Genomic DNA, 13,129 nt, shown 5'->3' on the forward strand with positions numbered 1-13,129 from the left:
GTCAGGCCGGTGCCGCCGCCTCCAAGGCGATGTCCGAGCGGTGGTGCGAGCCGCGCAGCTCGATCCTCCCGACGGCCTCGTACGCGGCGGCGCGGGCGGCGGCCACGTCCGGGCCCGACCCCACCACGTTCAGCACCCGGCCCCCGGCGGACACCAGCCGCCCCTCGTCGTCGATCTTGGTGCCCGCGTGCAGGACGTAGGCCCCCGGCACCCGCTCGGCCTCCTCCACGCCACCGATCACGTCCCCCTTGACCGGGGACGCGGGATAGCCCTCGGCCGCGACCACGACCGTCACGGCGGCGCCCTCATGCCAGGACGGGCGGAACGCCGGCTCCAGGCCGCCGATCGCGCACGCCTGGAGCAGCGGGCCCAGCGGGGACGCCAGCCGGTCCAGGACGACCTGGGTCTCCGGGTCACCGAACCGGGCGTTGAACTCCACCACCCGCACGCCCTTGGCCGTCAGCGCCAGACCCGCGTACAGCACGCCCACGTACGGCGTCTCGCGGCGCCTCAGCTCGTCCACCGCGGGCCGGACGACCGTGGACATGACCTCGTCCACCAGACCCGGCGCCGCCCACGGCAGCGGGGTGTACGCGCCCATGCCGCCGGTGTTGGGGCCCTCGCCGCCGTCGTAGGCGCGCTTGAAGTCCTGCGCGGGCAGCAGCGGCACGGCCGAGTTCCCGTCGCACAGCGCGAACAGCGACACCTCGGGGCCGTCCAGGTACTCCTCGATGACCACCCGTCCGCAGGCGGCGGCGTGCGCCACGGCCGCCGCGCGGTCCTCGGTCACCACCACGCCCTTGCCCGCGGCGAGACCGTCGTCCTTCACCACGTACGGCGGGCCGAATTCCTCCAGCGCGGCGTGCACCTCCGCCTCGGACTCGCACACCCGTGCCGTGGCCGTCGGGACGTTCGCCGCCGCCATGACGTCCTTGGCGAACGCCTTCGAGCCCTCGATCCGCGCCGCCTCCGCATCGGGGCCGAAGCACGGGATCCCGGCACGACGCACCGTGTCGGCGACCCCCTCCATCAACGGCGCCTCCGGGCCCACCACGACCAGTTCCGCCCGCAGCCGCCCCGCCAGCTCCGCCACCGCGGTGGGGTCCACAGGGTCGATTGCGTGGTTCTCCGCGATCGCGGCCGTACCCGGGTTACCGGGCGCGCAGTGCAGGGCCGTGACCGAAGGGTCTCGATGCAGGGCGCGGGCGAGCGCATGCTCGCGGCCGCCGGATCCAAGGACGAGTACTCGCACGCCCGGAGCCTATCCGCCGGTGACCGCGCGGCGGGCCACCCGGGGTGACGACCGACACATGCGCCTTGAGTGAACCCCCGGTGCGCTACGGGCGTCCCACTTCCGTGGCCCGCACGCCGGAACGGCGGGCTGGTAAGCTTCTTTCGGCTTATGGTCCTGTTGCCGAACCGTGAAGGGAGGTGGTCGGGATGAGTCCTGGTGATCCTTGCAGTACACCGGAGACCCCTCACAGTCCGGAATCGACCGTTCTGAACCTCGTCCAACCGTCCGCCTCCATCAGGCGTCCGGCCAGGGCCTTCGCGCGCTCCCCTCGTCCATAGCCGACAGCAGGGTCGAGCGCGCCGAGGCGCGTGTCACATGTGCCCCTTCTGAGCGCATGCCCCAGGCCGGCGGGTAAGGAGCACACCTCATGGCCATGACACGAGTCCGTCCAGGACGTGCTACAAGGTCCCTGTTCAAGCCGCGCAACCGCACCCACGCCATGCGTGAGGCCGCCCGTCCCCGCGACACGGCCGTCATCGACTGGGCCGCCTACATCGACGGGCACCGCGTCTGTACCGACACCGTCGCCGACGCCGTACGCCTCATCCGCGACGGCGGCCTCACCACCACCGACGACGGCAGCGCCGGATTCGTCTGGGTCGGCCTGCACGAGCCATCCGCCCTCGAACTGTCCGAACTCGCCGAGGTCTTCGGACTGCACCCGCTCGCCGTCGAGGACGCCATCCACGCCCACCAGCGGCCCAAGCTCGAACGGTACGACGACGTCAACTTCTTCGTCATGAAGACCGTCGGGTACGTGCGCAAGGAACCCGGCGCCCCCGAAGCCGTCGAGACCGGCGAAATCATGATCTTCTGTGGGCCGGACTTCGTGGTGACCGTCCGGCACGGCACCCACGGCGAGCTCGGCTCCGTCCGCGAACGCCTCGAAAAGGACCCGGCCCGCCTCGCCCTCGGCCCCGCCGCCGTCCTCCACGCCATCACCGACCGCGTCGTGGACGGCTACGTCGGCGTCGCCGACGCCGTCCAGGAGGACATCGACGAAGTCGAAGAGGCCGTCTTCTCCCCCGAGCGCACCGACGAATCCCGGCACATCTACCGGCTCAAGCGCGAGGTCATCCAGCTCAAGCGCGCCGTCGGCCCCCTCGCCGGCCCACTCCGCTCCCTCGGCGGCCGCCGCTTCGTCCCCGCCGAGATCAAGGAGTACCTGCGGGACGTCGAGGACCACCTCACCCGCGTCCGCGAACAGGTCGAATCCTGCGACGAACTGCTCAACCCCATCCTCCAGGCCCACATGACGCAGGTCACCGTCGCCGACAACAAGGACATGCGCAAGATCTCCGCCTGGGGCGCGATCTTCATGGTCCCGACCGCCATCGCCGGCATCTACGGCATGAACTTCGACTTCATGCCCGAAACCCAATGGCGCTTCGGCTACCCGATGGTCCTCGGCATGATCGGCCTGGCCTGCCTCTCCCTCTACAGAGGCTTCCGCCGCAACGGCTGGCTGTGACATATGTGGGGGGCGACCCCCCACACCCCCCGGTGCGGGGCCAGCGGTCCCCGCCGCTCGCCTGGCGGCTCGCGGCGGTGACCACTGACCCCCGGGTAGGGGCTCCGCCCCTACGACCCCGGCAGGGAGCTCCGCCCCCTGCACCCCCGTTCAGCGGCGCAGGTCGACGTTGGACCCCCTCAAGCCTCATCGCCGAGGACCGCGGTGTTCTGGCACGCGGTCAGCCGCCACCGACCATCCTCCTTCGACATGACGAACAGCGGCGTGCCGACCTCCTGCCCGTCCGCTGTCCGGTACACCTGAAGCACCTTGACGGCGGCTACGTCGGGACGGATGAACAGCACGTGTTCCACCTCGAAGGTGACCGTCGAGTCCCGCATGGCGCCGGGGAGCACTTGATGGGTGAAAGCGGAGATCGCTTCACGGCCGAACAGGCGTTTGCCTCCCCCCGTCGTCCAGATGGCGTCGGCCCGGAACAGGCCGGCGAACTCGTCGGGTAACTCGTTGTTCTGGGAGTGCTCGACCGTGGCGACCACCTGCTTGATCGCTTCGATCTCGGCCACCTCGCGCACGGACGCGTCGATGTTCGTCGTACTCATGGGCCCACCCTGCAACCTCAAGCCAGGCTGAGGTCAACCGACCACGGTGTCTGCGGGACGCCTTCGCAGCCGCAGCGCCGGCACCACTGGTCGGGCTCGACGACCCGGCAGGCCGGCACTGCCCGATCTGGTTCGAGCCGTTGACCGGTGACGATGAGGCCGAACTCGTCCAGCCGGCGGAACGTGGTCAGGTTCGATCGCTTGGCTATTGCCTGCGATCGCGTCGGGCAGTGCCTGGTGTTCAGGCACCCATGCCTCACACGGCTGGAGCGCCTACCTCGCCGCCGGCGCGGTCTCCTGCGTGTCGAGAAACGCACTGTGATGATCCAAGGCCCAGGTGCGGAAGGGGCGAGCTGCGCGGCCGAGGACGCGGCTCGCCGACCAGGCGGCGTCCAGTGGTGTAGGTCAGGGTCTGACGCGACAACGGCAGCGAGGCACGGTAGAAAAGCATGCGGAGCCTCTGGTGTGACGGCCGATTGTGAGAGATCAACCGTCCTACCAGGGGCTTCGCCACGTTCAGGGCACGCCGCACCGCCCGCGATCATGCTGTGACAGCACACCTCAAACTGCCGCTGAAAAAGGCTCACTATATAGCCGGACATGGGAGCGACGTCGAAAAGCGGATGGCGGGCCTGGAGGTAGTCAATAGCGAACGCTCATAGAACCGATGAGCGTGCGCGGTCGCGCCAAGGGTCATGTGGCGCGTCCTGCATGAGTGTGGCGCCGTTTGCCCTGCGAGGTGCTGCTATGGGGTTGGGGCGCCGTTCGGGATGGGGAGGAGGTTGGGGCGGGGGATGGGTACGGGAAGGCCGTGGTCGGAGAGGACGGTGTGAAGGCGGTCGGGGTAGTCGGTGACGATCGCGTTCACGCCGTAGGAGAGGTAGCGGGTCATGTCGGACGGTTCATTCACCGTCCAGACCGAGACGGGGAGTGCCAGGGATTGGGCGTGCTCCACCAAGGCGGGTGTGGTCATGGCCATCTCGGGAGAGAGGCTGGTCGCGCCTACGTCCAGGGCGGCCGCCACTGGGTCCACCGTGTCCAAGCCGGCGGACCACGGGGTGCCTGGGACGGCTGTAACGCGCTCGATGAGGGCCACTCGGCCCGCGTCCGGGATGTACCGGCGGGCCTCGACCAGGACGCGCCAGTCGAAGGCCAGAAGGCGGCTTCGGGCCGACAGTCCGAAGGCTTGCAGGACTTCTGCGACCGCTGCGGTGAAGCGGGTCACCTCGGTGTCGGGCCAGCTTGGGTCGGTCTTGAGTTCGACCGCCAGACGTACGTCCGGGACGGTGCTCAGCAAGGCGCAGACCTCGGCCAGGGTGGGGATGCGCGTGCCCGGGACCGGTAGTTGGGTGAGGACGAACGGGTCGTCGTCCTGGGTCGGGTGGCGGGTTCCCGCGTCGACCTTGCGGACTTGGGCGAGCGTCAGCGCGCGGAGGGCCTTGCCTACGTAGGGGTAGTGCGGATCGCCTGGTGTGGCCGGTTCGGTGTCCCTGGCGGTGACCGCGGAGAGGGCCTGGTCGTGGTTGAGGACCACGACGCCGTCCTGGGTCAGCCCGACGTCGAACTCGATCGCGTGGACGCCCAGAGCCAGTGCGTGCCGGAACGCGGGCAGGGTGTTCTCCGGACGGAGACCCCGCGCTCCTCGGTGGCCGTGCAGCTCGACGGTCTCCCCGGTGAAGGTCACCCGTGCACGTTACAGCCCGTGACCGAACACTTTGTGTCCGACCGGTGAGAACGAGGGGAACCCGATCAGATCAGGGGGCGGAGGGAGAGGGTTTGGGTGCGCCCCGGGCCGACGCCGATGGCGGAGATCTGGGCCCCTGACATGTCCTCGATGGCCCTGACGTACGCCTGGGCGTTCTTGGGGAGGTCGTCGAAGGTCTTGGCGCCGCTGATGTCCTCCTGCCAGCCCTCCAGGTACTCCAGGACCGGCTTGGCGTGGTGGAAGGCCGTCTGGGTGGTGGGGAGCTCGTCCAGGCGCTCGCCGTCGACGTCATAGGCGACGCACACGGGGACGCGCTCCAGGCCGGACAGGACGTCGAGCTTGGTGAGGAAGTAGTCGGTGATGCCGTTGACGCGGGTGGCGTAGCGGGCGATGACCGCGTCGAACCAGCCGCAGCGGCGGTCACGGCCCGTGGTGACGCCGTATTCGCCGCCGGTCTTGCGGAGGTACTCGCCCTGCTCGTCCAGGAGCTCGGTGGGGAACGGGCCCGAGCCCACGCGGGTGGTGTACGCCTTGAGGATGCCGATGACCTTGGTGATGCGGGTGGGGCCGACGCCCGAGCCCGAGCAGGCCCCGCCCGAGGTCGGGCTGGACGAGGTGACGAACGGGTAGGTGCCGTGGTCGATGTCCAGGAGGGTCCCTTGGGCTCCTTCGAGGAGGACGGTCTTGCCGTCGTCCAGCGCCTTGTTGAGGACCAGGGTGGTGTCGGCGACGTACTGCCGTAGCCGCTCGCCGTAGGCCAGGTACTCCTGGACGATGGGGGCGGTCTCGATCCGGCGCCGGTTGTAGACCTTGGTGAGCACCTGGTTCTTCTCGCGCAGCGCCAGGTCGAGCTTCTGGGTGAGGATGTTGGCGTCGAACAGGTCCTGCACCCTGATGCCCATCCGGGTGATCTTGTCGGCGTAGGCGGGGCCGATGCCGCGGCCGGTGGTGCCGATCCTGGCCTTGCCCAGGTAGCGTTCGGTGACCTTGTCCAAGGCGCGGTGGTGGGGCATGATCAGGTTCGCGTTGGCGGAGATCAGCAGCCGTTCGCAGCCGATGCCGCGCTCCTTGAGGCCGTCGATCTCCTGGAGGAGGACGGCCGGGTCGATCACCACGCCGTTGCCGATCACCGGCACCACGTCGGGGGACAGGACGCCCGAGGGGAGCAGGTGCAGGGCGTAGCTCTCGTCGCCGATGACCACGGTGTGGCCGGCGTTATTGCCACCCTGGTAGCGGACGACGTAGTCGACCTCGCCGCCCAGCAGATCGGTGGCCTTGCCCTTGCCCTCGTCTCCCCACTGGGCTCCGACAAGAACGATGGCCGGCATGCGGTTACACCTTTCCCACGACTAAGGCCCCTCGCTGGGCCTGGGTCACTTCCAGGGAAAAACCGCAAGCGCGAAGGGGCCTCTTGCGAGCAAATCGTACCCGCAGGTGGACACCAGGAAAACCGGAGCGGTCTCCAGCTAACCGTTGTTGAGGATGTCGGCCGCCGTCTGGCTGCTGTCGCGCAGGAACGTACGGCAGCGTTCGGCCTCGTGGTCCTCGCCGATCGCGGCGGCGGCGCGTCCCAGGGCGTGCAGGCAGCGGAGGAACCCGCGGTTGGGCTCGTGCTCCCAGGGGATGGGGCCGTGGCCCTTCCAGCCGGCCCGGCGGAGCTGGTCCAGGCCCCGGTGGTAGCCGGTACGGGAGTAGGCGTAGGAGTCGATGACGCTGCCCTTGGCGAAGGCCCAGTCCGCCAACTCCGCCCAGGCGGCGGGGTAGTCCGGGTGGCGCGCGGCCACTTCGATCGCGTTGGTGCCGGACTCCAGGGCCTTGCGGGCCTCGGGGTTGTCCGGCAGTTCGGTCGGAGGCGGGCCGCCGAGCAGGTTCTGCGTCATGCGGGTCATGTTAGGTGGGGACGCGGGGTGCGCATCAACCCGGCACCGGTACCGGCATCGGCAGGGGCAGGGAGAAACGCGCCGCTCCGTCCACCAGGGCGGAGCCGACGTCCGGCCAGCCGACGAGGATGGACCGCATCGCTCTCTGGTTCTCCAGGATGACGTCGGCGTTGAACTCGGTGATGCCGCGACGCTCGGCCAGCGGCGCCAGGCAGGACACCAGCGTCAGTCCCAGGCCGCGGCGCTGCCACGGGTCGGCGACGAGGGCCGCCAGGTCGGCGCGGTGCGGCCGTGTCGCGTCCCGGACGTACTCGGCGATGCCGATCATGTCGTCGTCCAGGAGGGCGACCATGGCCTCCCGGTCCCAGTGGTCGAGCGCGTCCATGGCCCGGACGTAGTACTCGGGGATGTAGGGCGACCCGGACCAGAAGCGGGTGAAGAGGCTCTGCTTGGACACCCGGTCCGACATGCGGCGCAGGCGGTCGGCGTCGGTGACCCCGTATGGGCGGATGCGGACGTCCCGTAGATCCGTCCCGCCGTGCGGCATCGTCGCCGCGTCAAGTTTCTTCATGCAACTCATTGGACCGCAGCGAGTTGCATGAAGCAACTACCTGAGAGGTCAAGTCGCGAATGTGGTCGGAAGCACTCAGGCTCCGGGGCCCGGCCGCGACTCCACTTCGTTGGGGCGCAGGCGGACCCCGCAGGAATCGCAGGTGAGATCGTCGGTGAGGGCGCCACCACAGCCGACGTGGGTCACGAGCAGCGGCGGGCCGTCAGGGGCGTAGTGCCGGTCGCCCCACTTCATCAGCGTCATCATGACCGGCCACAGCTCCACGCCCTTGCGGGTCAGGCGGTACTCGTACCGGTCGGGGCGCTCCTGGTAGCGGACGCGGCGGAGCAGGCCCTCGTCGCAGAGCCGGGACAGCCGGTCGGTGAGCACGTTGCGGGCGACGCCCAGCCGGTCCTGGTAGTCGTCGAAGCGCCGGATGCCCTCGAACGCGGTGCGCAGGACGAGCATCGTCCATCGATCACCCACGACCTCCAGCGCGCGGGCGATCGAGCAGTTCTGGGTGTCGTACGTGCGCGGTAGTGCCACGCCCGAAGCCTACCCGAGTTGCCTGAAGCAACCCACCGTCCAGGAACGGGCGGGCCGCCGCGGGATCGTGCGGCGCGGACCATGATCCCGCGGCGGGGTACCGGTGCCGGCTTACTTGATCTTGGTTCCGGCGGAGCGGAGGTGGCGGCACGCCTCGACCACCCGCGCGGCCATGTTCGCCTCGGCCGCCTTGCCGTACGAGCGCGGGTCGTACTGCTTCTTGTTGCCGACGTCCCCGTCGACCTTCAGGACGCCGTCGAAGTTGCGGAACATGTGCTCGGCGATCGGCCGGGTGAACGCGTACTGGGTGTCGGTGTCCACGTTCATCTTGACCACGCCGTAGGACACCGCCTCCAGGATCTCCTCCTCGGTGGAGCCGGAGCCGCCGTGGAACACCAGGTCGAACGGCTTCTCCTTGCCGTACTTGGCGCCGACCGCCTCCTGGATGTCCTTGAGCACGCTGGGACGCAGCTTGACGTGGCCCGGCTTGTAGACGCCGTGCACGTTGCCGAACGTCGCCGCCAGGATGTAGCGGCCCTTCTCACCGATCCCCACGGCCTCGGCGGTGGCCAGGGCGTCGCCCGGGGTGGTGTACAGCTTCTCGTTCATCTCGCCGACGACGCCGTCCTCCTCGCCGCCGACGACGCCGATCTCCATCTCCATGATCACGCGGGCCTTCGCGCACTCCTCCAGCAGCTCGGCCGCGATCCGGAGGTTCTCCTCCAGCTCGACGGCCGACCCGTCCCACATGTGGGACTGGAACAGCGGCTCCTCGCCACGCGCGACCCGCTCCTGGGAGATCTTGACCAGCGGCCGCATGTAGCCGTCGAGCTTGTCCTTGGGGCAGTGGTCGGTGTGCAGGGCGACGTTCACCGGGTACTTGGCCGCCACGACGCGGGCGTACTCGGCCAGGGCGGTCGCGCCCACCACCATGTCCTTGATCGTGGTTCCGGAGAGGAACTCGGCGCCGCCGGTGGAGACCTGGACGATCCCGTCGCTCTCGGCCTCGGCGAAGCCGCGCAGCGCCGCGTTCAGCGTCTGGCTGGAGGTGACGTTGATGGCGGGGTAGGCGAAACCCTCCTGCTTGGCACGGTCGAGCATCTCCGCGTAGACCTCGGGCGTTGCGATGGGCATTTCGGCGTCCTTTCTTACGCAGCAGTGCCGTCGGGGCGGGGCGTACCGTCCACCGTCAGTATGTCGTCCGACCTCACCCGCCGTGGGGGGTGGGCTCCACAGCGCCAGTATCCCGGATGGGCCGCCGCCACGCCCGGCGCGCCCCTCCAAGAGGCCATGCCCCTCGCGGGACACCCACATGCCCCCTCCCGCGCGTTCCATGCGGCGCTACACGGCTTTTTACGGCCCGGTGAACCTCCGGGTCCCCAGGGCGCCCGGAAAGCCGTCCCGGGGCTCCTGAGACGGCCCGTGAACCCCGACGGCAAAGGAGATCGAGAGTATTACCCAGGACTCGACGTCTCACCGAAACGTGAGCCCCGCTCCGGGTACGCTCGCAACGTGGATCTCTCGCTCGTTTCCCTTGACATCACCGAGTGGCTGCACCCGACGGCATGGCTGCAACTGTTCGGGACGTTCGCGACCGTCGGCGTCATCGCCATCATCTTCGCGGAGACCGGGCTCCTGTTCGGCTGCATCCTGCCGGGTGACTCGCTGCTGTTCACGGCGGGGATCCTCACGGCCGTCTCCACGGTCAACGGCCAGGAGTTCCAGCCCCTGTCGCTGCCCTGGCTGCTGATCGGCGGCCCCATCGCGGCCATCCTCGGCGCCCAGCTCGGGCACTGGCTCGGCGCCAAATACGGCCGCAAGCTCTTCGAGCGGCCCGACTCCCGGATCTTCAAGCAGGAGTACGTGGTCAAGGCCGAGTACTACTTCAACCGCTTCGGCCCGGCCCGCGCGGTGGTGCTGGCCCGCTTCATCCCGATCGTCCGGACCTTCCTGAACCCGCTCGCCGGCATGCTCGGCATGAGCCGCCGCCGCTTCTTCATCTGGAACGTGATCGGCGGCGTCCTCTGGACGGACACGCTGTTCCTCCTCGGCCATTTCCTCGGCGCCGAGGTGCCCGACATCGAGCGCTACATCCTGCCGGGCGTGGCCGTGATCGTGCTGCTGTCGCTCATCCCGATCATCCGGGAGATGATGCGCGGACGGGGCGGCAAGGGCCGCCACGCCGGCAACGGTCCGAATAAGAATGCCCCGGAAGAGTCCCGTCCGTCGCTCAGCGGTGACAGTTATCGCTAATCTCCCCATGTGGGACGTCATCGGTCGGACCCTCGTGGTCTCGCGCGCATACTGATCGCGGCCATCGCCGTGGTGCTGGCCTTAGCGCTGTTGGTCATCGGCGGCCTGGCCCTGGTCAACGCGCTGACCTCCAGTTCGAGCGAACCCGGCTCGGCGAACCCGCCCGGTACCCAGGAAACCGGCGACGCGAGCGAGAGCGCGTCGCCCGCCCCCGAGCAGACCCGTGCCACCCGGACGGCCGCCGCCGCGGCCACCCCGCTGCTCATCCGCGTGATCGGCGCCCCCACCCAGGTCTTCGTCCGCGTCTCCGGAAGCGGCGAGGTACTGCAACAAGGCACCCTCAACACCGGCGAGGCCCGCCAGTACGAACAGGCCCCCCTGGACGTGGTCGCCCTCAACGGCGCCGCGGTGGAAGTGATCATCTACGGCAAGAAGCAGCCCCCCAAACCCTCCGGCACCCGCGGCGAATGGTTCGTCCCAGAACGCTAGACCCCACCCCCTGGAACCGCCCAGCCGATCAGCACCAGACCACCCCCCGCCGAACCCGCATCCGACCGTGGGCAAGATCAGCCCTCGTTGGCGACGGCGCCAGGCGAGGAGCGCAGCTCGCGCTTGCAATAAACACAGTCGCACTCCCCCAGCCCGTCATCCCAGCTCCGAACGGTCGCTTAGGCGTTGCGATCGCGTCCGAAGGCAGGTTCCGAGCGTGCGAGGAACCTGATCGCGTAGCGAGCCCCCTAGGGCGAGTCGAAGCGATGCAGCGATCGCCGCAGGCGCGACAAGCGACGAGCCGCCAGGCGAGGAGCGCAGCTCGCGCTTGCAATAAACACAGTCGCACTCACCCCAGCCCGTCATCCCGGCCCCGAACGGTCGCTCAGGCGTTGCGATCGCGTCCGAAGGCAGGTTCCGAGCTTGCGAGGACCTGATCGCGTAGCGAGCCCCCTAGGGCGAGTCGGAGCGATGCAGCGATCGCCGCAGGCGCGACAAGCGACGAGCCGCCAGGCGAGGAGCGCAGCTCGCGCCTGGCAATCAGAGCAGCTCGCTGAGCGTGTAGGGGTGGCGGTAGTCGAGGCCCTCGGCGGTGATGCGTTCGGCGGCGCCTCGTTCCACGATCGTGGCTACGGCGACGACCTGGGCGCCTTCTGCGCGTAGTGCCTCTACGGCTGTGAGTACTGAGTTTCCTGTGGTGGAGGTGTCCTCTACCGCGAGTACTCTGCGGCCCTTGACGTCCGGGCCTTCGATGCGGCGTTGGAGGCCGTGGGCTTTGTCGGTCTTGCGTACCACGAAGGCGTCCAGGTGGCGGCCGCGGGCGGCGGCGGCGTGGAGCATGGCGGTGGCGACGGGGTCGGCGCCGAGGGTGAGGCCGCCGACGGCGTCGTAGTCCAGGTCGGCGGTGAGGTCGAGCATGACGCGTCCGACGAGGGGGGCCGCTTTGCCGTCCAGGGTGACTCGGCGCAGGTCGACGTACCAGGACGCACGCCGGCCTGAGGACAGCACGAAGTCGCCCTTGACGACGGCCTTGGACTTGATCTCTTCGAGGAGGGCTTCGCGGTCGCTCACAGGGAGAACCCTAGGGGGACGGGTCGTGGCGGGGGAAACGGGGCGGCGGTCGGCGCGCTGTACCGTGGGCGCGGGAGGTGACGTGACCCCCGGAACGCTGGTGCTGTTGCACGCCCCGTACTCGCGCGCCGAGGCGTGGGGTGATCTGCCGGAGGCGTTGCGCCGGCATGGGCTGGACGTGGTGGTGCCGGATGTTCCGGACAGTTCGGGGCCGCGGTACGTGGCCAGGGCATCGCTGATCATTTCGGCGACGGGTCCGGCGTCGCCGCTGGTGCTGGTGGCTTCGGGTGGGGCGGGGCCGCTGGTTCCGGCGGTCGCGCTGGCGCAGCGGGCGGCGCACCGCAGGGTCGGCGGGTACGTGTTCGTGGACGCGGACCTGCCCAGGCCCTCGGCCGGGCGGCGTGACGAGCCGGTCGCGATGCCGCCCGACTGGCCGGAGGCGCCGTGCGGCTACCTGCGTACCGATCACTCGTCGGCGCGTACGGCCGATGAGGACCGGGCGTTGCGGGAGGCGCGGCTGCGCGGCTGGGTGGTCGCCGAGCAGGGGCCGGGCACGTCCAAGGCGCTCACCCTCAACGGGTTGATCGCGGCCCTGTGACGGGATGGCCTCAGGTGTCGTTCTTCAGCAGGTCGTCCAGGAGGGCGTCGTAGTCGTCCTCGGGACGGCCCAGGTCGACGCGTGCCCGATAGCGCAGCCGCAGCAGCGCCTCAAGGCTGTCTTCGGCGAGGGCGACGTCGTCGGGGCCGGGGGTGAACTCCTCCTCGGCGCCCCTGGTGGGGGAGGCGCCGGTGCCCGCCCCGATGCCGACGGCGCGGTCGCGGAGGGCGAGGACGACGTCGGCGCCGGCGGTGGCCCACTCGTGCGCCCCGGCCGCGTCGCCTTGGGCGTACAGCACTTCGGCGACCGCGCGGTAGACCTCCGGGTCGCTGGGTGCGTCGGCGCGGATCTGCTCGACCAGCTTGCGCGCCTCGTCGGCCTCTCCCAGCTCGAACAGCGCGTCGGCCAGGTAGGCGCGGGGGTCGCCGTAGGTCTCGCCGCCGTCCTCGATGGCGGTCCGGTACAGTTCGGCGGCTCGCGCGTGGTCGCCGGCGTGCTGCCACTGCTCGCCCGCGCGCAGCAGCACGTTCGCACGTGACACCCCGCCGGACACCGACTCGGCGAGCTCGGAGAGCCGCCGTGCCGCCGAGATGTGATCGCCCGTGCGCAGGGTGTCGAACTCCAGGTCGTCGAGATCGTCTTCCGTCACATGCGTCACGGTTCAACGCTACCC

Annotated in this window: 14 protein-coding genes and 1 pseudogene; 4 read left to right on the plus strand and 11 right to left on the minus strand. The window is 69.7% G+C overall.

Annotated elements, in window-relative coordinates; all coding sequences use genetic code 11:
• Window position 1: 1 nt before the first annotated feature.
• Window positions 2–1,252: a phosphoribosylamine--glycine ligase gene (purD, locus tag ACGWYJ_RS09075; protein WP_395105232.1), complete on the minus strand. Its 1,251-nt coding sequence runs from the start codon at window positions 1,250–1,252 to the stop codon at window positions 2–4.
• 409 nt (window positions 1,253–1,661) lie between these two features.
• On the opposite strand from purD, the gene ACGWYJ_RS09080 reads away from it, so the two are divergent.
• Window positions 1,662–2,765 (plus strand): magnesium and cobalt transport protein CorA, encoded by a 1,104-nt coding sequence (locus tag ACGWYJ_RS09080; RefSeq protein WP_395105233.1) that lies wholly within the window; start codon window positions 1,662–1,664, stop codon window positions 2,763–2,765.
• Between the two features lie 179 nt (window positions 2,766–2,944).
• Here the strand turns inward: ACGWYJ_RS09080 and ACGWYJ_RS09085 are convergent, their stop codons facing one another.
• The 8 genes and pseudogenes from ACGWYJ_RS09085 to fbaA form a co-directional block, all read right to left on the minus strand.
• A complete protein-coding gene (locus tag ACGWYJ_RS09085) occupies window positions 2,945–3,337 on the minus strand; it encodes an SgcJ/EcaC family oxidoreductase (protein ID WP_395105234.1) in 393 nt (130 codons plus the stop codon).
• 77 nt (window positions 3,338–3,414) lie between these two features.
• Window positions 3,415–3,573: pseudogene (locus ACGWYJ_RS09090) on the minus strand (ISL3 family transposase); the annotation flags it as partial.
• 536 nt (window positions 3,574–4,109) lie between these two features.
• Entirely contained in the window at window positions 4,110–5,048 is a 939-nt protein-coding gene (locus tag ACGWYJ_RS09095; protein ID WP_395105235.1) for a glycerophosphodiester phosphodiesterase family protein, read from the minus strand.
• 65 nt (window positions 5,049–5,113) lie between these two features.
• A complete protein-coding gene (locus ACGWYJ_RS09100) occupies window positions 5,114–6,397 on the minus strand; it encodes an adenylosuccinate synthase (RefSeq protein WP_395105236.1) in 1,284 nt (427 codons plus the stop codon).
• A 138-nt stretch (window positions 6,398–6,535) separates the two neighbouring features.
• Window positions 6,536–6,958 carry a DUF3151 domain-containing protein gene (locus tag ACGWYJ_RS09105; RefSeq protein WP_285701054.1) on the minus strand — a complete coding sequence of 141 codons (423 nt, stop codon included), beginning with the start codon at window positions 6,956–6,958 and terminating at the stop codon, window positions 6,536–6,538.
• 25 nt (window positions 6,959–6,983) lie between these two features.
• On the minus strand, window positions 6,984–7,520 hold the full coding sequence (locus ACGWYJ_RS09110; RefSeq protein WP_395105237.1) for a GNAT family N-acetyltransferase: 537 nt from the start codon (window positions 7,518–7,520) through the stop codon (window positions 6,984–6,986).
• A gap of 75 nt (window positions 7,521–7,595) precedes the next feature.
• Window positions 7,596–8,045: a winged helix-turn-helix transcriptional regulator gene (locus ACGWYJ_RS09115; RefSeq protein ID WP_395105238.1), complete on the minus strand. Its 450-nt coding sequence runs from the start codon at window positions 8,043–8,045 to the stop codon at window positions 7,596–7,598.
• Between the two features lie 111 nt (window positions 8,046–8,156).
• Window positions 8,157–9,179 carry a class II fructose-bisphosphate aldolase gene (gene fbaA, locus ACGWYJ_RS09120; protein ID WP_395105239.1) on the minus strand — a complete coding sequence of 341 codons (1,023 nt, stop codon included), beginning with the start codon at window positions 9,177–9,179 and terminating at the stop codon, window positions 8,157–8,159.
• Window positions 9,180–9,557: 378 nt separating this feature from the next.
• On the opposite strand from fbaA, the gene ACGWYJ_RS09125 reads away from it, so the two are divergent.
• Together ACGWYJ_RS09125 and ACGWYJ_RS09130 are read left to right on the plus strand one after the other, a co-directional pair.
• Window positions 9,558–10,298, plus strand: coding sequence for a DedA family protein (locus ACGWYJ_RS09125; protein ID WP_395105240.1), 741 nt, complete (start codon window positions 9,558–9,560; stop codon window positions 10,296–10,298).
• 9 nt (window positions 10,299–10,307) lie between these two features.
• The gene (locus tag ACGWYJ_RS09130) at window positions 10,308–10,787 is read left to right on the plus strand and encodes a RodZ domain-containing protein (protein ID WP_395105241.1); all 480 of its coding nucleotides are present in this window, start codon (window positions 10,308–10,310) and stop codon (window positions 10,785–10,787) included.
• 540 nt (window positions 10,788–11,327) lie between these two features.
• Here ACGWYJ_RS09130 and pyrE read toward each other — a convergent pair.
• A complete protein-coding gene (pyrE, locus tag ACGWYJ_RS09135; protein ID WP_395105242.1) occupies window positions 11,328–11,858 on the minus strand; it encodes an orotate phosphoribosyltransferase in 531 nt (176 codons plus the stop codon).
• An 82-nt stretch (window positions 11,859–11,940) separates the two neighbouring features.
• Between pyrE and ACGWYJ_RS09140 the strand changes: the two genes are divergently transcribed.
• Window positions 11,941–12,456, plus strand: a complete 516-nt coding sequence (locus tag ACGWYJ_RS09140; protein ID WP_395105243.1) for a hypothetical protein — start codon at window positions 11,941–11,943, stop codon at window positions 12,454–12,456.
• Between the two features lie 10 nt (window positions 12,457–12,466).
• Here ACGWYJ_RS09140 and ACGWYJ_RS09145 read toward each other — a convergent pair whose 3' ends face one another.
• Window positions 12,467–13,114, minus strand: coding sequence for a tol-pal system YbgF family protein (locus tag ACGWYJ_RS09145; protein ID WP_285701065.1), 648 nt, complete (start codon window positions 13,112–13,114; stop codon window positions 12,467–12,469).
• Window positions 13,115–13,129: the final 15 nt, after the last annotated feature.

It is taken from the genome of Actinomadura sp. SCN-SB (assembly GCF_043906805.1).
GTDB lineage: Bacteria > Actinomycetota > Actinomycetes > Streptosporangiales > Streptosporangiaceae > Spirillospora.